The sequence below is a fragment of the Bordetella tumbae genome (assembly GCF_054780995.1).
Window position 1 is genome coordinate 388199 of the sequence record NZ_BAAGVG010000018.1, and the last position, 21997, is coordinate 410195.

The window sequence follows — 21997 nt, forward strand, 5'->3', positions numbered from 1 at the left end:
GTTAATCATGATCGGGCGGGGATAGAATGTATTCGTGGATCCGTCCGTTCTTGAGCTCTAGTACGCGCTCCGCCGAGGCAATGGTCTGGGGCCTGTGGGCGACGACGATGCGGGTGATATTGAGCATTTTCAGCATGTGGACGACACGTGCCTCGACCGCGAGATCGAGATGGCAGGTCGCCTCGTCCAGAATGAGAATCTTGGGGCGGCGGTAGAGGGCGCGGGCAATCAATAACCGCTGTTTCTGACCGCCGGAAAGCATGGTGCCCATGTCGCCGACCAGCGTGTGATAGCCCATGGGTAGCGCCGCAATTTCGCTATGGATGGCGGCGTGCTTGCAACAGGTTTCAATCCAGTCACGATCCGTGTTGTGGTCAAAGAAACTGACGTTGTCTGCAATGGAGCCCGCGAATAAAACATCGTCCTGGAGTACAGAGGCGGAGATGGATCGTATACCGCGAGCCCCTAGCACGTGATAGGGAACACCGCCAATCGTTGCTTCGCCCTGCGTGGGCTGAAGAATGCCCAGCATGAGTTTGAGCAACGTCGATTTTCCGGCCCCCGTGGTGCCGACGATAGCGACGGATTGCCCCTCTGCGATCTGGAACGAGGCTTGGTCCAGCACCATGGGATCCGCGTCGCCATAGCGAAAACTGACATCGGAAAAGGCCAGCGTGCCGGAGATCTGGTCCAACGGGCGTTGTGGATCCCGTCCTGGGTCTTCGGGCGAGGTGAGCACGATGTCGGATAGCCGTTCGCCCTGAATGCGCAACATGCGCAACTCGAACAAGTTGTCGATCAGCGCGCCCACTCGTTGGTTGAACTGCGACTTGTAGGCGAGAAAGGCCATCAGCATGCCCACACTAAAGCCGCCGGCGATGACGAGGTGGGCGCCCGCCCACAGGATGATCAAGCCTTCCAGGCCAAAGATGACAGCGTTGAACTGTTGGAGGACAAGCTTGAGTTTTTGGATCTTGATGCCGGCATTGAATTGATCGACGAGCAGGGTCTGCCAGGCGGCACAGCGATCCTGCGCCTTTTGAAAGACCTGCAAGGTGCGTATGCCGCGCAGCGTTTCGAGAAAATGAGATTGCGTTTGTGCACCCTTGATGATGGCATCGTGTGAGCGCGCTTTGAGCGGCGGATAGGAGACGACACGAATGATGCCGTACAGCACCATGGCGACGATCGCGACGAGGGACAGCTGCCAGCTGTAAAGCCACATCAATACCAAGGTGATGACCGTCATCAACCCATCAAGGATGCCTGCGATCAAGGAGGCATTGAGCGTTTGCTGAATAGTGTCTATCGAGCCAAATCGCGAAACGATATCGCCAATGTGGCGCCGCTCAAAGAACGAGGTAGGCAGCTTGACCAAATGCGCAAACAGATTGCTCTTGCTCTGAAATGACAGGCTGGTGCTCAATTGCATGCCAACATAGGCACGCAGCGTGGAGACTGCCGTTTGCATGATCAGCAGCAAGGCAAATCCGATCAACAGCGTCGTCAATAGATCGATGTCTGCGGAAACGATGACATCGTCTATCACCCACTGCGTAAGCACGGGAGTTGTCAGTGACAGCATTTCCAGAACCAGCGCCAGGACGATGATTTGCAGTAGCGCGCGTTTCAGCCCAAAAACGGTACCCACCAGTTTGCGCAACGGCATGGGAGGTTGGGGAGGCGATATCTGGAAAGTCTGTGTAGGCCAGATCTCAAGCGCAACGCCTGTAAAGGCCTCGCTAAGTTCGGTGTGAGAGATCTTTCGCTGTCCTGTGGACGGATCATGAATGACCGCCGTTCGTCCGTTTGTCGAGCAAAGCACGACGAAATGGTTGAAGCGCCAATGCAGAATGCAGGGCGTACGCAGCTTGCTGAGATCATTGAGTTCGAGGGTGACAGCACGGTACTGTAAGCCCAGCTGTTCGCACATATTGGCGACCTGCAATAGGGTCACGCCCTTTAGCGAGATCGGGAATCGTTGCCGTAATTGATGAATAGTGAGTGAGTGGCCGTAATAGCCCGCTACCATGGCGATGCAGGCATTGGCGCATTCTGCGGCTTCGCCCTGAAGAATGACGGGCACTGTGGGGTGCCCTGACATCAAGCGTTTGAGATCTGTCAGTGTGAACGCGCTCATCAGGATACCTTTCCGCTGATGCTGTACAACGGTTCTAAGACCCATTCGTAGATTGCGCGTGTTTCCCGCAAGATGTCGACCTCCAGGGCCATGCCAGTGGCTAGCGGTTGCGCGTCGCCATAAGCGAGGATGTGTTGCGCATCCAGACGGAGCGCGGCACGGTAGTACAAGTCTTGGGCCGTGTTTTGATCCAGACCGGGAATGGCGCCGGAGATGTTCACGATTTCTGCAGCAGGCACGGCGGCAGTGGAAATAGAGACGACTTTGGCGCCGTGCATGCCAAACTTCTGATAGGGATAGGATGCATAGCGAATCATCGCTCGGTCGCCTACGCGGGTGAAACCGATGTCCCTGTTTTTGATATAGATGTCTGCAATCAACTCGGCGTGTTGGGGAACCAGGCTGAGCAGTGCCTTGCTGGGTTCGGCGTGCTGTCCGATCTCGACAAGAAGGCTGCTGACCTGGCCGGCTTCAGGGGCGAGTATGACGAGATGGCGTTTGGCTTCGCTTTCGGCGAGCTCTTGTGTGATGGCGAGAATCTCGCGTTCGATTTGCGTGGCGGCGGCCTGTTGTTTTAGTGGCAACGTGCGTTGTTCGCTTTCGTGTCTGGTCAGTTCTTTGACGGTTTCCGCGCGTTGTTGAGTCAGGTCGGCAAGCCTGGTCTGTTGTTCAAGGTGCATGGCTTGCTTTTCTTGGAGCTGATCACGTGAGACGTAACTTTCGGACGACAGCGTTTTGTATCGACGTGCGCTGTCTTGTGCGAGGGCTACTCGCTTGTGTTGCAGCAGGATCTGTTTATCGATGCGATCCAACGTTTGCGAGAGCGTGGCAATGGTGTTGGCCAGCGAGGCGGATTCCTCTTGGTGGATGGTGTCGAGCTTTTCCCGCTCGCGTTGCATCAGATCCAGGCGGCGTTGCATGCGGCTGCTGATCGTCTCCTGTGTGGCTGTGCCGGTCTGGGTGTAGCGCTCGCTGGAGATGGTAAGCAAGGGCTCGCCCTTTTTGACGAGCGCGCCTTCGGTGGTGTGTTTGGCCACGACGATGCCGGGCTGCGGGGCATAGACTTTGACTAGCCCGCTGGCGGGGATGAGTTGTCCATAGACTTTGACGCGTTTAGTGTAGGAACCAAAACAGAAGAACAGCGCGAGACTTAGACCGAACGCTGTGAATAAGCTCACCAATAGAGAGGTCGACAGGGGCCGCAGGGCAACGACGGATCCCAGGGGATGCGTTTTGGCGGCTTCAAGGGCGGCTTTGCGAAACATGAGGGAAAAGTTGATCAGATAACGCAATGTGAACAACAGGGGCTGTCATCCAAATGGGTCAAGTGATGTGTTGCGGTAGCTGCGCACGCCCGTCAGCGACGGCCACCCAGGCTTGCGTAAATGAGATGGTTAAAAGAGATGAAGGGCTGGGTCAGTAGGTATCGCTGTCACCATTGATTTTTGCCATTATCGCGGCCACGCTTAACAAGATGGCGGCTGAGTGCAAAGTCACCTTTAGGGCTGCCCGGAGATAGAGGTTTTCGACGTGATTGTCGATAAATTTGGGGCCTTCTGTAGTGAGAAAGTCAGCATCTTTCAAAACTAGGAGATGACGATCGTCCTCGTAGTGGTCGATAAAGGAGGAGCTGCTGAATCCACCCGATATCAGTGTGAGGTCTTGAGGCGCTAAGGTCCGCATGGTTGTGTCCATTTGTGGGTATTGGTATGCCGAAGGTTGTGGGGAACGTGTCAGTCACGAGATTGGTGGTTTGTTCTACTGTTTGACAGTGGTGCTGATGGGGGGGCGCCCGTCATCGCACGCAACACACGCTGCGCAGATTCTCGAGCGAGTGCAATCGTCAACAGCAGGTACGGAGAGATAGGAGGGCGCTCATCCTCTGGTCATTCTAGATAGACCGTCTCGGGATGAAACGAACAATGCCGCATTGGAGGGGCAATATCAGACTATTCTGATATGAGAATTTTCAGAATGTCGTGCGAGATGAACGACGGTGCGAGATATATGACCTCGAACACCGTCGTTTAAAAGGGCGCTATCGCGAGTAGCTGAGGAGAGGACTTAGATTTCAGTGGGAACGCAATAGCGTTCTTCGCGGTAGGCCCAGCTGGGCCAGAGCGCGTGTGCCAGGGCTTCTTCGGCGAGTGCGGCGTTGGTGTCGACCGCGGTGAAGGTTTCAGGCATGCCATAGCGGAATTGCACGGGGTTTTTGCCCGGCAGCAGCACCAGCAGATCATCGCCCTTTAGGTAGCCGTAGTGGTTTTCATATTGCATGATGGCGCGATTTGGAGCGCTGCGCGTCAGATCATGGCCCAGCATCGGATGGGTGCAAGTGACGCCGGCTAGTGAGAGCAGCGTGGGTGGCAGATCGATTTGGCTGATGATGCCCTCGTCGCGTCGCGCTTCGATGCCACCGCCGAGAATGACGGCGGGAATATGAAAGTGGCGTACCGGCACGAGGGTGTCGCCAAATACGCGCGAGTCGTGATCAGCGACCACCAGGAAAATGGTGTTGTCCCAGTAGGGGGCTTGGCGTGCGCGTTCGAAGAACTGTCCGATGGCCCAATCCGCGTAGCGGACGGTGTTTTCGACGGTGGCAGGGTTGCCGTCGACGGTGATGCGCCCGGCAGGATATTCCCATGGGGAGTGGTTGGATACGCTGAATGCCAGCGTGAACGACGGTTGGTTATTGTCGGAGTCGGCGCGCAGTCGCGCATCCAACTGGGTGAACATATCTTCGTCTGATGCGCCCCACGTGCCGACGAAGGCAGGGTTGGTGAAGTCCGGAAGGTCAATGATTTCGTCGAAACCATTTCCCAGGAAAAAGCCTTTCATGTTGTCGAAGTGCGATTCACCGCCGTAGATGAAACGAGAGTGATAGCCGTGACGGCCCAGCACGTCGGCCAAGGTAAAGAACCCGCGTTGCGCGGCAGGCAGTTTCAGAACTGCCTGCGCCGGGGTGGGCAGAAAGCCCGCCGTAACGGCCTCGAGTCCGCGTACCGAGCGCGTGCCGGTGGCATACGTGCGCGTGAAGGCCCAGCCCTCGCGTGCCAGCGCATCCAGATGCGGTGTGAGATCTTTGTCGCCGCCTAATGCCGCGCTGTACTGAGCCCCCAGGCTTTCTTCGAGAATGATGACGATATTGGCCGGACGGGAGCGTGTGCGTGTGGGGGTCTGCTGGTGCACGCTGGGATGAGTTTCCAGCGCGGGGGGGTGGGGTAGTCCTGCGCTGGATAAGACGATCTCTTGCATGCGCTCGCCCGGCATGCGTCCGTAGACAGCCGCTGCCGATTTTTCGTATTTCATGCTGTAGATCGCATAGGACACGTTATAGAGGGAATTCAATGCGAGCGTATTGAGCAGGCCGTCGTTGCTGTATGCCACGGTCGATGGGTTGATTGGCCGGTGTCCCAGGGTGCCCCGTATGGCGAGGATGATGGCAGCGAGGATGACCAGGCTGCCCAGCGCCATTTGCCACCAGGACCAACGGGCTTCGACGGGAGGATCGCCGAACAGGGCATGGCCAATGGCCAGTAACACGACGACTGCGACCAGTGCGCCTGCGAGCTCTAGTTTGTAGCCGCGCCAAAGCATGCCGGAAACCTCTCGCGGATGCTTCAGGTATTCCACGAACAGGCGATTGGGACGCGTGTCGTATTCCATGATGAAGGCCGGAGTCGCCACCTCCAGGAAGCCCAGCAGGATCCAGCATACCTGCAGCCATATTCCCGTTGCGGCCGCAGCCGCCGGCAAGTGGGCGAATAATGGCGAAAGCACCGCGGGCAGTGCGACCAGAACGGCGATTTGGTTCGTGTCGATGCGCAGCCCGCCCAGCAGCAGGGGGCGCAAGCCACCGGCCTTGGTGACGCGGCGCCATTGCCAGGCTGCCAACGCCAGCCGGCTGACAACGAGCAGCACGAAGGCGGCGATGATGAATATAAGAGTGGAATGTCGCATGAGAGATTTCCGCTGTCTGCGGCACCGATAGTCAGGCGCCGCAGGCGGGCGGCATGGATATCAGGAGCTTGTACCTGCGGGTAAATTGGCGCGGACCAGGCGGCCGGCAATGGATTCACGCATAGGAATTTCGGGCAGCGTGTCGCCAGGGCCGTACCAGTGGGCTTCTGCGATCTCGTCTTCTTGTATTCGGATCTCGCCATCCACGTATTCGGCGGTAAAGGCAATCATCAGCGAATGGGGGAAGGGCCAGGATTGGCTGCCGAAGTAGCGCAGGTCTTTCACGCGCAGGCCGACTTCCTCGTAGACCTCGCGATGGATGGCGTCTTCGATGCTTTCTCCTGCCTCGACAAAGCCTGCCAATGCGGTGTGACGCGCCGTGGCATAGGTCGCGTGGCGCGCCAGCAGAATGCTGTCGCCTTTGCGCACCAGCACCATCATGGCGGGGGAAATGCGGGGGTACGCAGACATCCCGCAAGCCGGGCAACGCATGCAGAGCTCGTGGCCGACCGGTTCCATGGGAGTTGCGCAGACTCCGCAAAACCGATGGGTACGAGCCCATTCTGCAACTTGGAAGGCGCGTCCGGCGAGTGCGGTGCGATCGCCCAATTCGCTGTACAGCGCGCGCAGTTTGAGGAAAGCGTAGCCGGCGGGCGGCTCGGTCGTCAGCGGGACATGGGTGGTTCGGATATGCGGGTTGTCCAGCCACACTTGCTGCAGGCTTTCAGGTTGCAGGCTGAGTGCAGCGCAGACCACGGCATCAGGGAGTTCAAGGCCGGTCTCTTGGACTAGAAGTTCGTTGCCTCGGAAAATGAAATTCAAGATGCTTCCTTGATGCCCGCAGGCTATTTTGCAGTCGCTACTTTACTGCGGGAATGGGTCCCAAGGAAACGCCGGGCCGCCCCAAGTTTCCTTGGCCCCTGGGGGAGGGTGAGCGAAGCTCAGCCCAGGGGGGGTATCGGTTTGAAACGCCGGGCCGCCCCAAGTTTCCTTGGCCCCTGGGGGAGGGTGAGTGACTCCCGGGCTCGTTTGGTGGTTCAGGCGCCATTCCCCGGCTGAGTCAGGCGGGCGATGGCGATGTCCAGTGGCCAGGCCAGGGTCTCGACCAGATCGGCGATGGCTTCGATGTCGTCCAGTGCGACGTGCGGCAAGGGATGCTCGTTCGACTCCGTATCGCTGGCAATGGCCCCGATACTGGGATCATCGGGGTAGAGCCAGGGCTTGTTGTTCACTCGGCGGTGGACTTCGATCTTGATGTGCGCATTGCGCTTGAACCCCTCGACGAGAATGAAGTCGACGGGACTCATGGCGCCGAGTAATTCCCCCAATTCGGGTTCGGGCGCACCACGCAGCTCATGCATCAGTGCCCACCGGGCGGATGAAGCGACCAGGACTTCCGTTGCGCCGGATGCGCGGTGCAGAAACGAGTCTTTACCGGGGGTATCGATGTCGAACGCGTGGTGGGCGTGCTTGACCGTAGAGACGCTATAGCCCCGGGCTTTCAGGCAGGGGATGAGTTTGGTCAGTAATGAGGTCTTGCCCGCACCGCTCCATCCGGCAAAACCGATAATTTTTGTCATGTGGGGATTCGTCACAGGGAATCAGGTCTGGAAACGGCTTAAATCAGGCCGTCAAAAGGCATCACGTCGACGAAGTCGCCGGCGGCGACGTTGCCTTGGTCGTGGTGCAATACCATCAGGCCATTGGCCTCGCTCATACTGCGCAAAATGCCCGAGCCTTGTGAACCGGTGATGCTGGCTTGCCACCCGCCGCCCGTCGCCGGGGTCACGATGGCGCGTTGATATTCCGTGCGGCCCGGTTTTTTCCGAATGGGTTGTGCGGCCGTGCAGCGCAGCAAGGGGAGCGTATTCGATGTGGCGCCCGACATGGTCAATAACGCATCACGTACCAGGGCGTAGAACGTCACCATGACGGCAACGGGATTCCCCGGCAAACCAAACAGAATGGCGTCGCCATGGTCGGCGCGGATGCGGCCGATGGCCATGGGCCGGCCCGGACGCATGGCGATCCGCCAGAACAGCACATCGCCCAGTTCGGCCATGACAGTCTTTGTGTGGTCGGCTTCGCCGACGCTGACGCCTCCCGAGGTGATGACGGCATCTGCGTTGGCGGCCGCGGCGCTGAAGGCGGCGGCGAGCGCCTGCGGGTCGTCGCGTACGACGCCCAGATCCAGGATCTCGACACCTAGCCGCTGCAACATGCTCCACAAGGTATAGCGGTTGCTGTCGTAGACGCAGCCTTCGTCCAGCGGTTCGCCAATGGAGCGTAATTCGTTGCCGGTAGAGAAAAAGGCGACGCGCAGCCGTCTTTGTACCGGGACTTCAGCTTGGCCCAGTGAGGCCAGCAGGCCAATGTCGGCGGGACGCAGTACGCGGCCCGCCGACAGGGCACTGTCGCCGATGGCCAAGTCTTCGCCTGCCAAGCGTCGGTTGTCTCCAGTGCGCAAGACATTTGCGGGAATAATGATTCGATCGCCATCCTGTTGGACGAATTCCTGAGGGACGACGGTGTCCAGACCGGCGGGCATGACGGCGCCCGTCATGATGCGTACGCACTGGCCCGCGCCGACGGCGCGGGCGGAGGAGTCTCCTGCCAGCAGAGCGCCGGTCACTTGCAACACCGTGTCGGCATCCTCGGCCAACTCGCTGCCGGCGAATGCGTAGCCGTCCATGGCCGAGTTGTCGTGCGCCGGGACATTCAGATGCGACACGATATCGCGTGCCAGCACGCGTCCCAGCGCCGAACGCAACGGCAGCATTTCCACTGTGTTCAGACGCGGCACCAGTTGGTCAATAAAGGCGCGGGCCTGCGGAATCGGCAGGGCATTGGGGTCGTAGCCGCTGATACAGGAAACGATGGAGGCCAGACTGGGGGGCAGGGGACGAGTCATCAGGAAAGTTGGTGCAATTCGGCCAGGGTGTTGGCGCCGGCAAAGGCCTGCGCATCCTCGAAGGTTACGTCGATGCAGCGGTGTTGCGCCGTCCAGATGTCGATTTTGCGCTGGCCGCTATGTAAAAACTCCAGCAGACTGGATAGCAGCGACGTTTTCATCAAGCAGAAAACCGGCTGGGTACGTAATTTGCCGTCTTGCTGCGTGGCGGCCATGGCGATGTCGGCGTCTTGTTCGGTTAGCGCTTGCGCCAGGCGCTGTACCAGATCGAGCGGAAACCGGGGGCAGTCGCACGGCACCGTGACCAGGTAGGGGGTTTCGCAGCGTTCCAGTCCGGTGGCCAATCCCGCCAAGGGACCGGCGAAATCCGGCAGATTGTCTGGCCAGACGGCCACCCCCATGGCCTCGTAGGCGCCCAGGTTGCGGTTGGCGTTGATCATGGTTTCGCCGACCTGAGGTGCGAGACGCATCAACGCATGCAGAGCCATGGGCATGCCTTGGTAGTTCTGCAGTCCTTTGTCTACGCCGCCCATGCGGCTGCCCCGTCCACCCGCGAGAATGAGGCCCGTAATATCGTTAGTATGGATCATGGCACGCGATAAAACGCGCCGCGCTCAGCGCCGCGCAATGGCGGCCAGTATAGACCAGCCTCATCGCGTGGGCAGAGCAGAGGCTAGACCCAACTGCCGCTCTGCTAACATGCCCGAAGGTAGCCGCCTAGCCGCTTTGGCGTGAAATCGCTCCCGTGGGAGCAGCAAACCAAAGGCGCGGCCTTCGTCGTTTTTATTAACGACTCCTTTCTCTTTCGCTGATTTCAGAGACAGACCCTTCATGGTCACTTCCGATACTTTGCTTCAGGCCCTGCAGGCCGTCATTGATCCCAACACGGGCAAGCCCTTGGCCGAAGCCAAGGCAGTGAAAAACCTTCAGATCGATGGCGCCGATGTGGCGTTCGATGTGGAACTGGGTTACCCGGCCAAAAGCCAGATCCCGGCATTGCGCAGCGCATTGATTGCGGCAGCGAAATCGGTGCCGGGTGTGGGTAATGTATCCATCAACCTGCGTTCAGTGATTGTGGCGCATGCCGCACAGCGCGGGGTGGCATTGTTGCCCAACATCAAAAACATCATTGCCGTAGCGTCGGGCAAAGGCGGTGTGGGCAAGAGCACCACGGCCGTGAATCTGGCGCTGGCCCTGGCGGCCGAAGGCGCCCGGGTCGGGATTCTGGATGCGGATATCTATGGCCCCAGCCAGTCCATGATGATGGGCATCAATGCGCGCCCGCAGAGCGAAGACGGCAACACGATGGAACCCCTGGAAAACTATGGGGTGCAGGTGATGTCTATCGGCTTTTTGGTCGATGCCGACGAGGCCATGATCTGGCGCGGCCCGATGGCAGTGCAGGCGTTGGAACAGCTATTGCGCCAGACAAATTGGAAAGATCTGGATTATCTGGTGGTGGATATGCCGCCGGGCACAGGGGATATTCACCTGTCGTTGAGCCAAAAAGTGCCGGTGACGGGGGCCGTCATCGTGACGACGCCTCAGGACATTGCCTTGCTGGATGCGCGCAAGGGCGTCAAAATGTTCGAGAAAGTCGGGGTGCCGATCCTGGGCGTGGTCGAAAACATGGCGGTCCACGTCTGTAGCCAGTGCGGTCACGCCGAGCATATTTTCGGGTCGGGCGGCGGCCAGAAAATGGCGGCGGATTATCAGTTGCCGTATTTGGGCGCCTTGCCTTTGGATATCAATATTCGCCTGCAGGCCGATGGCGGTCAGCCGTCCGTGATTGCAGACCCGGATGGCGAGGTCGCGGGCTTGTACAAGTCCGTGGCGCGCCAGGTGGCGCTCTCGGTCGCCGGCATGGCCAAAGACCATTCTTCGAAACTGTCGGCGATTTCGGTTAGTCGAGCGAAGTAGGTAAAGCGCTATGAGCGATTCCTTTCCTGTCAGTCTGGATGTAGCGGTGGTGATGCGCAAGGAGCGCATCACGGGCCCGATGAGCCGCTGGCAGGAGTGGCGTTGGGTGCTGGACGATGTGGTCGCCAACGAGACGGCGTTCGGGCCGACGGCTCGTCTTTTATATAAAGACGATACGCAAGAGCGCTGGCTGCACCCGGGCTATACGGTGCGCTTGTTCAAAGACGACGCCGAAGGCTATGTGTTGAACGCTACGACGGCGGCACCCTGTTGGTTTGTGTTGTGGCGTATGCACGATGCCGAAGACGGCAGCGAGCCTCAGGCTCGGCCTGAAATTGTGACGCTCAGCTATCACGATGCGGGCCGCTGGCTGGATGCTCAGGAAACGGTGGAACAGGTACCGGCGCCACCGTCGGTGGTGCAATGGATGAACGCCTTTATTGCCGAGCATTATGTGCCTGAACCCAAGCGGCGCAAGCGCCCGGCCAGTTTCCAGTCACTGCAGGACCGTTTTGGCAATCCTGCGTCGGTGTCGACACTGAAGAAGTTTCGGGGCGAGGGTTCGTCATGACTGCGGAAAATCGGGACGGTTTTCTGCATCGTTGGTCGCGACGCAAGATCGAGGCCCGCGAGGGGGGCGTCCCGGATGAGGACCGTCCGCAGCAGGAAGCGCCTGCGGCGGGGGGTGAGCTTGCGCAGGATTGCGCTACGGACGAATTTTCGCAGCGGACCTCTGCAGCCTCGCCTGCAGAGGCCGTTTCGCACACGGGCAACGATGGCATAGGGAACGAAGCGCCGCCGTTGACGCTGGAGGACGTGCAGGCGTTGACGCGCGATTCGGATTTCGCACCATTCATGACTCGGCAGGTCTCGCCCGAGGTCAAAAACGCGGCATTGAAAAAGCTGTTTTCCGACCCGCATTACAACGTCATGGACGGGTTGGACATCTATATCGATGACTATTCGAACCTGGAGCCGTTACCGGCGCCCATGTTGCGGCGGTTGGTGAGTGCGCAGGCGCTGAAGATGTTTGAGGCTGTCAGCGAGGATAGCGCCGAGAGTTCCTGCACTGAGGACCGGGCGGTAGACGCGAATGTGCAGGACAGTGAGACAACGCCCGCGGCGGGGCAAGCCGAGATGGAAGACGAGGGCGAGGCCGATCGCCCACAGGCAGCATCTGAATCAGAGTAGTGCGGGCAGCAGAGAGGCCATGATGCTAATGAGTCTCGGTTCTTTATTCAGCATTGCGTCAGCGTAAACTCCACTCGTTGGACCTTTTATTTTTTGCGCTCATGACGACTCTAATCTGTGACTGCAACCGCACCATGCCGCTGGCTCCCGATGAGTTGAGCCGCGCGTTGGGCGAGCCTCTGGCACCTCATTCGTTGCTGTGCCGCGGCCAGGCGGGCGATTTTCAGCAAGCGATCCGTGGCACGGACCAGGTGGTGGTGGCCTGTACGCAGGAAACACGGCTGTTTGATGAGCTCGGGCGCAGCACTGAAGGCGCGATCGCGCCGGTGCGTTTTGTGAATATTCGGGAGACAGGCGGTTGGAGCCGCGATGCCAGACAGGCCATGCCTAAATTGGCCGCCTTGCTCGCCGCCGCCCATCTGCCCGAACCGGATCCGGTGGCTACGGTGACGTATCGCAGCGCTGGCCGCTTGTTGATCATAGGGCCGTTGGATCGAGCCGAACAGGCGGCGGCGCTGCTGGATGATGTGCTGGAAGTCACCTTGTTTGCGGATGGCCACGGCCATGCGGGCGGCACTCAGGCACGTCAGTACCCTGTGCTCGCGGGCCAGCTTGACCGTCTGCAGGGCAGGTTGGGGGCATTTGAGCTGTCCTGGTCGCAGCACAATCCGATTGATCTGGATCTGTGCACCCGCTGCAATGCGTGCGTGGCGGCCTGTCCCGAAGGAGCGATCGGCCTGGATTATCAGGTTGACCTGACGCGTTGCACAGGGCATCGAAACTGTACGGCATCCTGTACGGTGGCGGGCGCCATTGATTTTCAGCGTCCGCCGAGGCAACTGACAGAGGTCTTTGATCTGGTGCTGGATCTGGGTGCGACGCCGCAGTTCCGTCGTCATGAGCCGCCGCAGGGCTATTTCACCTGGGCTGATAATGCGCCGGGGACGCTGTTGAAACTGCGCGAGATGGTGGGCGAGTTCGAAAAGCCCAAGTTTTTCGACTACAAACAATCTCTCTGCGCGCATAGCCGTAACGAAACGGTAGGCTGCCGGGCCTGTGTGGACGTGTGTTCGGCCGAGGCCATCAGCAGCGACAAGCATCATCAACGGATTGTGGTGGATCCACATTTATGCGTGGGCTGTGGCGCCTGCACGACCGCATGCCCGAGCGGCGCGCTGTCCTATACATATCCGCGCAATCCCGATCAGGGGCTGAAACTGCGTACGCTGCTGGGTACCTATGCCCAGGCTGGCGGAAGCCGCGCCGTACTGCTGCTGCATAGTCAGCAAGCGGGCCAGCAACTGGTCGAGGGGCTGGGCCGTGCGGCACAGTTGAAGCAGGCCCACGGCGTGCCTGCGAATGTGATTCCGGTTTCTCTGTGGCATACCGCTGGTGTGGGGGCGGATCTGTGGTTGTCGGCCATCGCGTTTGGCGCGGCCCAGGTGGCAGTATTGCTGACCGGCGAAGAGGCGCCGCAGTATCAGGATGCCCTGAGGGCCCAGATGGACATCGCGCAGCGTATTCTGAATGGCTTGGGTTATGCAGGGCAGCATTTGCATTTGCTGCAGGCTACCGAGGTCGCTGCGCTGGATGGCGCTTTGCAGGAGGTAGCGAGCCTGCGTCCCGTCGCGCCTGCCGAGCCCGCTCGTTTTGCGGTGGCACCGGAAAAACGGACGACGCTGAGTCTGGCGTTGGATCATTTGGTGGCGTTGGCTCCCGAGCCTTTACCCGAGACTATCGATCTGCCGGGCGGCGCTCCAGGCAGTGGGTCGCCGTTCGGCGCGGTCACCGTTGACCCTGACGCCTGCACGCTGTGCATGAGCTGTGTGAGCGCTTGCCCGGCCAATGCGTTAAAGGACAACTCACAGCTTCCGCAGCTGCGGTTCATCGAAAAAAATTGCGTGCAGTGCGGCCTGTGCGAGCAGACTTGCCCCGAAGACGCAATTCAGTTGGTTCCCCGGCTGTTGTTGTCCGAGCGTCGCAAGGAAGCCGTGGTTCTGCATGAGGCCCAGCCATTCCATTGCATTCGCTGTAACAAGGCCTTTGGTACGCAAAAAGGCGTGGAAACCATGTTGCAGCGTTTGGGCGGGCACGCGATGTTCCAGGGCGCCGCGCTTGAGCGCTTGAAAATGTGCGGCGATTGCCGCGTTATCGACATGTATTCGTCTTCTAACGAGACACGCATTACCGACCTATGACGATTATTCCGCCTACCGCCACTGAACCGGCCAGCCATGACGAAGACTTTGCGCGGGCAGAGATTTATAGCCTGCTGGCGCATTTGTTCTATGCGCCGCCTGCGCCGGCGTTATTGGCACAGTTGCGGGAGGCGGATGAGGACGATTCGGGCAGTGTGCTGGCGCTATCGTGGAACGCCTTGCTGGCTTGCGCACGCGAACTGGACGTGACGGCGATACAGGCCGAGCACGATACCTTGTTCGGCGGGGTCGGCAAGCCAGATGTTTATTTGTTCGGGTCGCATTACCTGGCAGGGTTTCTCAATGAAAAGCCCTTGGTTCGCTTGCGCGATGACTTGACTGCGCTGGGACTTACACGTGACCCTGCCATGCCTGAAACCGAAGATCACATCGCGTATTTGTGCGAAGTCATGCGCTTTCTGATCACAGGCGCGGATACCAATACGTCGAATCTGGCCCAGCAACGGGAGTTCTTTTCGACGCATATCCGCCCGTGGGCAGACGATTTGTGCGCTGCGATCGTGCAGCAACCGGCTGCACGATTTTATGCGCGCCTGGCTGAATTTTTCCGGGATTTCAACAACATAGAAGCACAGGGCTTCGATATGCTGTCCTAGCCCGTGCCGTCTGGGCAGCTGTTTTTGATGCTGCGCGGCTAATAGCCTTACTTATGAAAGGGGATTGGCCCTTTGTGCGTTATCGCGGTACAGTATGCAAAGAGTTTCATATCTAGTAGCCCCGGAGGGGATCGTCATGTCACAAAAGAATCCTCGACTTTCGCGCAGGATGTTCTTGGCCGGCGCTGCCACAGCAGGTGCGGCGGCCGCGGGTGCGGCTGTTCTGCCTGAAAACCGCCAGACTGCTCAGACCCAAGCGGATGCCAAACCGGCGCCCAAAAACGGGGGCGGCTACCACCTGAGCGAACACGTCAAGCGCTATTACAAGACCACCCTCGTGTGACGGAGTCCGGCATGTTGCTGACCAAGAAAACCGTTGCCGCGCGCGATAGCGCGGTGCAATCCAATTTCGTGCAAAGCCTGCGCCGCGGGTTGTCGCAGGCTTTGCCTACGATGGATCGCCGCACGTTTCTGCGCCGCTCGGGTATAGGCGTCGGCGCTGGGCTGGCAGCTGCTCCCCTGGCGCTGGTGAGGCAGGCGGACGCCGCCGAAACCAAGGAAGTCTTGACCGGCAAAACGAAAACGTCTGTGCACCGCACGGTCTGTTCGCACTGTTCGGTCGGCTGTGCAGTCGACGCCGTTGTGGAAAACGGCGTCTGGGTGCGGCAAGAGCCTGTGTTCGATTCGCCCATCAATCTGGGGGCGCACTGCGCGAAGGGTGCTGCCCTGCGCGAGCACGGCCATGGTGAACACCGCCTGCGTTATCCGATGAAGCTGGTCAATGGCAAGTACCAGCGCATCAGCTGGGACACGGCACTGACTGAAATCTCCGAGCAGCTACTGAAGCTGCGCAAGGACAGTGGGCCGGATTCCATTTACTGGATTGGCTCGTCCAAGCATAACAACGAGCAATCGTATTTGTTGCGCAAGTTTGTCAGCTATTTTGGCAGCAACAATTGCGATCACCAGGCGCGTATCTGCCATTCCACGACGGTTGCCGGTGTGGCCAATACATGGGGCTATGGCGCCATGACCAACTCGTACAACGACATGCAGAATGCCAAAGTCGCTTTGTACATTGGGTCTAATGCGGCCGAAGCGCACCCCGTGTCGATGCTGCACATGCTGCACGCGAAAGAAACCGGTTGCAAAATGATTGTGGTGGATCCGCGTTTTACACGGACCGCCGCCAAGGCCGATCAACACATTCGCATTCGGTCGGGTACGGACGTGGCTTTCTTGTTTGGCCTGCTGTATCACATCTTCAAGAACGGATGGGAAGACCAGGCCTACATCGATGCGCGTGTCTACGGCATGGATCAGGTCAAAGCCGATGTGCTGGCAAAATGGACACCGGACAAGGTTCAGGACGTATGCGGTGTCGACGAAGCCACGATGTACGGCGTGGCCAAGTTAATGCACGAAAACCGGCCCGGCACGTTGGTGTGGTGTATGGGGCAAACGCAGCACTCCATCGGCAACGCCATGGTGCGCGCATCCTGTATTGTCCAGTTGGCGTTGGGAAATATCGGCAGATCGGGTGGCGGAGCCAACATTTTCCGTGGCCACGATAACGTGCAAGGCGCCACGGACGTGGGGCCCAACCCGGACTCACTGCCGGGGTACTATGGCTTGACTGAAGGCTCGTGGAAACACTTCGCCAACGCGTGGGGTGTGGATTACGAATGGATCAAGAGCCGGTATGCCTCACCGGAGTTGATGACCAAGCCGGGCATTACGGTGTCGCGTTGGATCGACGGCGTGTTGGAAAATCCCGAGGTACTGGATCAACCCACGAATCTCAAGGCGGTCATCTATTGGGGTCACGCACCCAACTCGCAGACGCGCGGGCTGGAGATGAAACGGGCCATGGACAAGCTCGATCTGCTGGTCGTCGTGGATCCTTATCCGTCGGCGACAGCGGCCATGGCGGCCATGCCTGGCAAGCCCGAAGAGCTCAACCCAAATCGCGCGGTTTATTTGTTGCCGGCTGCGACGCAGTTCGAGACCAGTGGTTCCTGTACGGCCTCGAACCGCTCACTGCAATGGCGCGAAAAGGTCATTGAGCCGCTGTGGGAAAGCCGCAGCGATCACATGATCATGTATCAGTTCGCCGAAAAACTGGGCTTTGGCAAAGAGTTCGTCAAGAACTACGCGCTGCAAAAAGTCAAAGGCATGGACGAGCCGGTGATCGAGGACGTCCTGCGCGAGATCAATCGCTGCTGCTGGACAATCGGGTACACCGGTCAGAGTCCCGAGCGCTTGAAAGCGCACATGCGCAATATGCACGTGTTCGATGTGAAGACCCTGCGCGCCAAAGGCGGCAAGGACGCCGAAACAGGCTATGACCTGACGGGCGATTATTTTGGCTTGCCGTGGCCGTGTTGGGGCACCCCCGAGATGAAGCACCCGGGGACGGCGAACCTGTACGACACCAGCCTGAATGTGATGCAGGGCGGCGGGAATTTCCGTGCGAACTTCGGTGTCGAGCGTGGTGGCGTGAGCCTGCTGGCCGAAGACGGCTCGCATTCGAAAGGCGCGGATCTGACGACAGGCTATCCCGAGTTCGATCATGTGCTGCTCAAGAAACTGGGTTGGTGGAGCGAGCTGACCGATGCGGAAAAGACCGCAGCCGAAGGCAAGAACTGGAAAACAGACCCTTCTGGCGGGATCATCCGTGTGGTGATGAAGAACCATAGCTGCTATCCATTCGGCAACGCCAAGGCCCGTGCCGTGGTGTGGAATTTCCCGGATCCGGTCCCGCAGCATCGCGAGCCCATCTATGGCACGCGCCCGGACCTGGTCGCGAAATATCCTTCGCACAATGATCTGAAGACATTCTGGCGCGTGCCGACGTTGTATACGTCGCTGCAGCAAAAGAACGTCGCGGACAAGCTGTACGAAAAATTCCCGATTATTTTGACGTCGGGCCGCTTGGTCGAGTACGAAGGTGGGGGCGAAGAGACGCGTTCCAATCCATGGCTGGCCGAGTTGCAGCAGGAAGCTTTCGTCGAGATCAATCCAAAGGCGGCAGCGGATCGCGGCATTCAGAATGGCGATCGGGTATGGGTGCATACCCCCACGGGTGCGCGCCTGAATGTTCAGGCGTTGGTCACGCCGCGAGTGGGTCCCGACACGGCGTTTATGCCATTTCACTTTTCGGGTCATTGGCAAGGACAGGACATGCTGGCCAGCTATCCGGAAGGCGCAGCCCCGATTGTGCGTGGCGAAGCCGTCAATACGGGCACCACGTACGGGTATGACTCCGTCACGATGATGCAAGAAACCAAAACCACGATCTGCAATATCGCAAAGGCTTGAGGAGAGCGTTATGGCGAGAATGAAATTCGTCTGTGATGCAGAGCGTTGTATCGAATGCAATAGCTGCGTCACGGCCTGTAAGAACGAACACGAAATCCCGTGGGGCGTTAACCGCCGCCGCGTGGTGACCTTGAACGATGGCGTGCCCGGTGAAAAATCCATCTCGGTTGCCTGTATGCACTGCAGTGATGCGCCGTGCATGGCAGTCTGTCCGGTGAACTGCTTTTATCGCACCGAAGAAGGTGTGGTGCTGCACAACAAGGACACCTGTATCGGTTGCGGTTATTGCTCGTATGCGTGTCCGTTTGGCGCGCCGCAGTTTCCGTCCGAAGGGGCGTTCGGCGTGCGTGGCAAGATGGACAAGTGCACGTTCTGTTCGGGTGGTCCCGAAGAGCACGGCAGCGCCGCCGAATTTGAGAAGTATGGCCGCAACCGATTGGCTGAGGGCAAGCTGCCTGCGTGTGCCGAGATGTGTTCGACCAAGGCGCTGTTGGCTGGCGATGGCAACGTGGTGGCGGATATATTCCGCACGCGCGTCTTGCATCGCGGCAAGGGCGCCGAGGTCTGGGGCTGGGGTACGGCCTATGGCTCGCAACAGGCTGATCAGCCGCCCGCACAATCGCAGCCTGCGACGGACACAAAGGGTAAATCATGAGCTTACGTTTTGCCTTTGCCGTGATGGGTATCCTGGCGCTATCGGCCTGTACAGAGACGCCACAGGAAATGCATTCCAACGCCGGTCACGGCGTCCCCGAGTATGCGGGCACCGGCAGTAATTTTGTGGCGCCGGGCTGGACGCAGGGTGACAAGACCAGTTGGACCAGCGAGATGACCGCACGGACCCAGCGCGGACAGAACGAGTACAACAAACTTAACTGACCGGAGATCGCCATGTTACGGTCATTTTCCCAAGGTAAAACACGCCTCCTGGGGGCTTGGGGAGCGCTGTGCGCGGCGATGCTGACGGCTGTCGTATTGCTCGCGCCTGCCGCAGCACAGCAAGCCGCACCCGCCAGCGGCGGGCTGGGTGGCATCCAGAGCGCCAATATTTTTGAGGTCAAGCCTGATGCCAATGAGCAGCCAGGTTATGCCGAACAGACCAATGCCGAGCGCGCCAAAGTACAGCCCGGTAATAACGCACCCATGTGGCGCCAAGTCAATTCCGGCGAGCCAGGGTACAGCAGCTTGCCGCATAGCCAGGCGCCTGAAGCCGGCGTGCTGATTCAGCGCTTTGTGCAATATCCGGGATCGCAATACACCACGGCTGGCGAAGCCTGGCGTCAGGTGCGCAACAATTGGTTGATTCCCTATGGCGGCGCATTGCTGCTGATTGCATTTGTGGCGATCGCACTGTTCTATTTGGCCAAGGGACCGATCAAGGTCCATGGTGCGGAAACCGGCCGCAAGATCGAGCGCTTCACGTATTTCGAGCGCGCCGCGCATTGGGTGAATGCGACTGCGTTTGTCATCCTGGCCTTGTCCGGCATCGTGATGGCGTTCGGCAAGTTTTTCATGTTGCCGTGGATGGGGCCTGCCATCTTTGGCAAGCTGACCTGGTTCCTGAAAACGGCGCACAACTTCGTCGGCCCCGTGTTTGCCGTGTCCTTGATCGTCGTGTTGTTGACCTTTGCCAAGGACAACATCTGGCGCCGTTACGACTGGACGTGGTTGCGCAAGGGCGGTGGTTTATTGCGGCCCCAGCATGTGTCGTCGGGACGTTTTAACGCCGGTGAAAAAATCATGTTCTGGGGTGGCATGCTGTTCCTGGGCATGGTGGTGGTGGTGTCGGGCCTTTTCCTGGACCATGTCGTGCCCGGGCTGGCATATACGCGTGGCAATATGCAGATTGCCCATATGGTTCACGGTGTGTCGGTTATCCTGATGATGTGCATGCTGCTGGGGCACATTTATCTGGGTACGATCGGTATGAAAGGCGCATACAAGGCCATGAAGACCGGGTACGTCGACGAAACGTGGGCGCGCGAACACCATGACGTCTGGTACGACGATATCAAGTCGGGCAAGGTCCCGGCGCAGCGCACTGCCGATCGGGCGTCGAAACGGCGCAGCCATGCGATGGTACGTCCGACATCGGGATCACATTGAACCAGCGAGTGCCTGCGCAAGCGGGTCTTGCGCAGGCAGGTCCGAGCCATGCACGACATGGGAAGGAGGACAGTTGACTGTTCCCTTCCCTAAAGGAAAGGGATTCCCACTTCACAGAACCGAGCCGTTGTACATCATATGCACTCAGGTCTTACCGTTTCTCCATGGGCTAACACCGCCAGCCTGGCGGCTAATGGTTTGCATGCCCGAGATACTATCCAAGCCAAACCAGAAAACTGGATATTTATCCAGATGCCAACTCAAATCAGACCAATCTTGCAGCCTTGCGGCTGCGCCCTTTCCTCCCCGGCATGAATGCCGAGGTTTCTCGGAGCAATGGATGAAGACGAGATTCGCAGCATGGTCACTGGTGTTGGGTGTGTTGAGCACTCAGGCCGCTTGGGCTGCCGTCAGTGCTCAAGACGAAGCCAAGGCCGCTGAAGCCAAAGCTAAAGCCGCCTGGAGCACCAAGGTGACCGCCTATCAATTGTGTGCGGCTCAGGATAAGGTCGCAGAGGAATACCGCGCGCATATGAAGGCGAGCGGCAAAGATGCGCCCGCACCCGTGGCCACGCCTGCCTGTTCGGATCCGGGGCCGTTTGCGTATGCGCCTCAGGCCCGGGAGGGCTCTGGTGCGCACTCTCCCGCAGAAACGGCAACGCAACCGCCGAGTTCCGCCCAGCCTGATAGCGCCGGCAAGCCGTTAGCTAAGTGAGCGTAACCCCGTTGTTGCCCCGACTGACTCAGGCAAGTGCGCCGTTGACCCGTGAGGTGACGGTCGTAAACGAATTTGGCGCTGCCGAGACGGTGTCTATTCCGGCAGAGCGTCCGTTGACGATTTATGTCGATCGGCGCGAGATCGTGACCTTGATGACGTTAGGCGCCATGCCTGAATTATTGGTGCTGGGGTACTTGCGTAATCAACGGTTGATCCGTGAGGCCAGCGACGTACTGTCCATCATGGTCGACTGGGAGGTCAATGCCGCAGCGGTGGAAACGCGCCACGGTATTACGGATATCGATGCCCGGACTGCTCAACGAGTGGTGACGACTGGATGCGGGCAGGGCAGTGTATTCGGCGGCCTGATGGAGGAGCTGGATCAACTCCAGTTGGCGCCGCATGCACGAGTGACACAGACGCAGTTATATGGTCTGCTCAATGCCATTCGTTTGCAGGAAACCACCTATAAATCGGCAGGATCAGTGCATGGCTGCGCGTTGTTCCGTGGCGCCGATATGCTGATGTTTGTCGAGGACGTCGGGCGTCACAACGCAATCGATACCTTGGCTGGCTGGATGTGGATGCAGCCCGAGTCCGAGCAGCGGGGAGACGACAAGATCTTCTACACGACGGGGCGGTTGACCAGTGAAATGATCATGAAATCCGCGCAGATGGGCGTGCCGGTCGTGGTGTCGCGCAGCGGCATGACGCAGATGGGATACGAAATCGCACGGGACCTGGGATTGTGCACCATTGGCCGTGCCATCAATCGGCGTTTTGTTTGTTATACCGCGCCGGAACGCTTGGTGTTGCAGCCTGAATTGGCGGCGTCGCGCGTGGCTGCCGATAGCGTGAGCGTCGCAAGCGGATCCTGATCGCCAGCAACGCTGGCGCCTTACAGAGCAAAGGTGC

20 protein-coding genes are annotated in these 21997 nt (G+C 59.1%); 12 read left to right on the forward strand and 8 right to left on the reverse strand.

The window, feature by feature from the left end; translation table 11 throughout:
* Position 1: 1 nt before the first annotated feature.
* The 8 genes from ACYVI2_RS16645 to mobA form a co-directional block, all read right to left on the reverse strand.
* Positions 2–2140, reverse strand: a complete 2139-nt coding sequence (locus ACYVI2_RS16645; RefSeq protein ID WP_415815569.1) for a peptidase domain-containing ABC transporter — start codon at positions 2138–2140, stop codon at positions 2–4.
* A complete protein-coding gene (locus tag ACYVI2_RS16650) occupies positions 2140–3441 on the reverse strand; it encodes an HlyD family secretion protein (RefSeq protein ID WP_415815571.1) in 1302 nt (433 codons plus the stop codon). Before ACYVI2_RS16650 ends, ACYVI2_RS16645 begins: the two co-directional genes overlap by 1 nt.
* A 115-nt stretch (positions 3442–3556) precedes the next feature.
* Positions 3557–3823, reverse strand: coding sequence for a hypothetical protein (locus tag ACYVI2_RS16655; protein WP_415815573.1), 267 nt, complete (start codon positions 3821–3823; stop codon positions 3557–3559).
* A gap of 381 nt (positions 3824–4204) precedes the next feature.
* On the reverse strand, positions 4205–6100 hold the full coding sequence (locus ACYVI2_RS16660) for an LTA synthase family protein (RefSeq protein WP_415815575.1): 1896 nt from the start codon (positions 6098–6100) through the stop codon (positions 4205–4207).
* A gap of 60 nt (positions 6101–6160) precedes the next feature.
* On the reverse strand, positions 6161–6922 hold the full coding sequence (gene nudC, locus ACYVI2_RS16665) for an NAD(+) diphosphatase (protein ID WP_415815577.1): 762 nt from the start codon (positions 6920–6922) through the stop codon (positions 6161–6163).
* 215 nt (positions 6923–7137) lie between these two features.
* Complete coding sequence (gene mobB / locus ACYVI2_RS16670; RefSeq protein WP_415815579.1) at positions 7138–7680, reverse strand: molybdopterin-guanine dinucleotide biosynthesis protein B; 543 nt, start codon at positions 7678–7680, stop codon at positions 7138–7140.
* A 38-nt stretch (positions 7681–7718) separates the two neighbouring features.
* The gene (gene moeA / locus ACYVI2_RS16675) at positions 7719–9011 is read right to left on the reverse strand and encodes a molybdopterin molybdotransferase MoeA (RefSeq protein WP_460490325.1); all 1293 of its coding nucleotides are present in this window, start codon (positions 9009–9011) and stop codon (positions 7719–7721) included.
* Entirely contained in the window at positions 9011–9601 is a 591-nt protein-coding gene (gene mobA, locus ACYVI2_RS16680; RefSeq protein ID WP_415815583.1) for a molybdenum cofactor guanylyltransferase MobA, read from the reverse strand. The genes moeA and mobA overlap by 1 nt, the downstream gene beginning before the upstream one ends.
* A 241-nt stretch (positions 9602–9842) precedes the next feature.
* Here mobA and apbC point away from each other — a divergent pair, with 241 nt between their 5' ends.
* The 12 genes from apbC to ACYVI2_RS16740 all read left to right on the forward strand — a co-directional run bounded on the left by apbC (position 9843) and on the right by ACYVI2_RS16740 (position 21960).
* Positions 9843–10931 carry an iron-sulfur cluster carrier protein ApbC gene (gene apbC, locus ACYVI2_RS16685; RefSeq protein ID WP_415815585.1) on the forward strand — a complete coding sequence of 363 codons (1089 nt, stop codon included), beginning with the start codon at positions 9843–9845 and terminating at the stop codon, positions 10929–10931.
* Between the two features lie 10 nt (positions 10932–10941).
* The gene (locus ACYVI2_RS16690) at positions 10942–11502 is read left to right on the forward strand and encodes a DUF3305 domain-containing protein (protein ID WP_460490326.1); all 561 of its coding nucleotides are present in this window, start codon (positions 10942–10944) and stop codon (positions 11500–11502) included.
* A complete protein-coding gene (locus ACYVI2_RS16695; RefSeq protein WP_415815587.1) occupies positions 11499–12122 on the forward strand; it encodes a DUF3306 domain-containing protein in 624 nt (207 codons plus the stop codon). The genes ACYVI2_RS16690 and ACYVI2_RS16695 overlap by 4 nt, the downstream gene beginning before the upstream one ends.
* 101 nt (positions 12123–12223) lie before the next feature.
* On the forward strand, positions 12224–14320 hold the full coding sequence (locus ACYVI2_RS16700) for a 4Fe-4S binding protein (RefSeq protein WP_415815589.1): 2097 nt from the start codon (positions 12224–12226) through the stop codon (positions 14318–14320).
* On the forward strand, positions 14317–14937 hold the full coding sequence (locus ACYVI2_RS16705) for a TorD/DmsD family molecular chaperone (protein WP_415815591.1): 621 nt from the start codon (positions 14317–14319) through the stop codon (positions 14935–14937). The genes ACYVI2_RS16700 and ACYVI2_RS16705 overlap by 4 nt, the downstream gene beginning before the upstream one ends.
* Before the next feature lie 136 nt (positions 14938–15073).
* Complete coding sequence (locus tag ACYVI2_RS16710) at positions 15074–15280, forward strand: twin-arginine translocation signal domain-containing protein (RefSeq protein WP_415815593.1); 207 nt, start codon at positions 15074–15076, stop codon at positions 15278–15280.
* Positions 15281–15291: 11 nt separating this feature from the next.
* Positions 15292–18258, forward strand: a complete 2967-nt coding sequence (locus ACYVI2_RS16715) for a formate dehydrogenase subunit alpha (RefSeq protein WP_415815595.1) — start codon at positions 15292–15294, stop codon at positions 18256–18258.
* A 10-nt stretch (positions 18259–18268) separates the two neighbouring features.
* On the forward strand, positions 18269–18913 hold the full coding sequence (gene fdh3B, locus ACYVI2_RS16720; protein ID WP_415815597.1) for a formate dehydrogenase FDH3 subunit beta: 645 nt from the start codon (positions 18269–18271) through the stop codon (positions 18911–18913).
* The gene (locus tag ACYVI2_RS16725) at positions 18910–19137 is read left to right on the forward strand and encodes a hypothetical protein (RefSeq protein ID WP_415815599.1); all 228 of its coding nucleotides are present in this window, start codon (positions 18910–18912) and stop codon (positions 19135–19137) included. Before fdh3B ends, ACYVI2_RS16725 begins: the two co-directional genes overlap by 4 nt.
* A 78-nt stretch (positions 19138–19215) precedes the next feature.
* Entirely contained in the window at positions 19216–20364 is a 1149-nt protein-coding gene (locus tag ACYVI2_RS16730; protein WP_415816487.1) for a formate dehydrogenase subunit gamma, read from the forward strand.
* A gap of 340 nt (positions 20365–20704) precedes the next feature.
* Positions 20705–21079: a hypothetical protein gene (locus ACYVI2_RS16735; protein ID WP_415815601.1), complete on the forward strand. Its 375-nt coding sequence runs from the start codon at positions 20705–20707 to the stop codon at positions 21077–21079.
* A complete protein-coding gene (locus ACYVI2_RS16740; RefSeq protein WP_415815603.1) occupies positions 21076–21960 on the forward strand; it encodes a formate dehydrogenase accessory sulfurtransferase FdhD in 885 nt (294 codons plus the stop codon). Before ACYVI2_RS16735 ends, ACYVI2_RS16740 begins: the two co-directional genes overlap by 4 nt.
* Positions 21961–21997 lie beyond the last annotated feature (37 nt).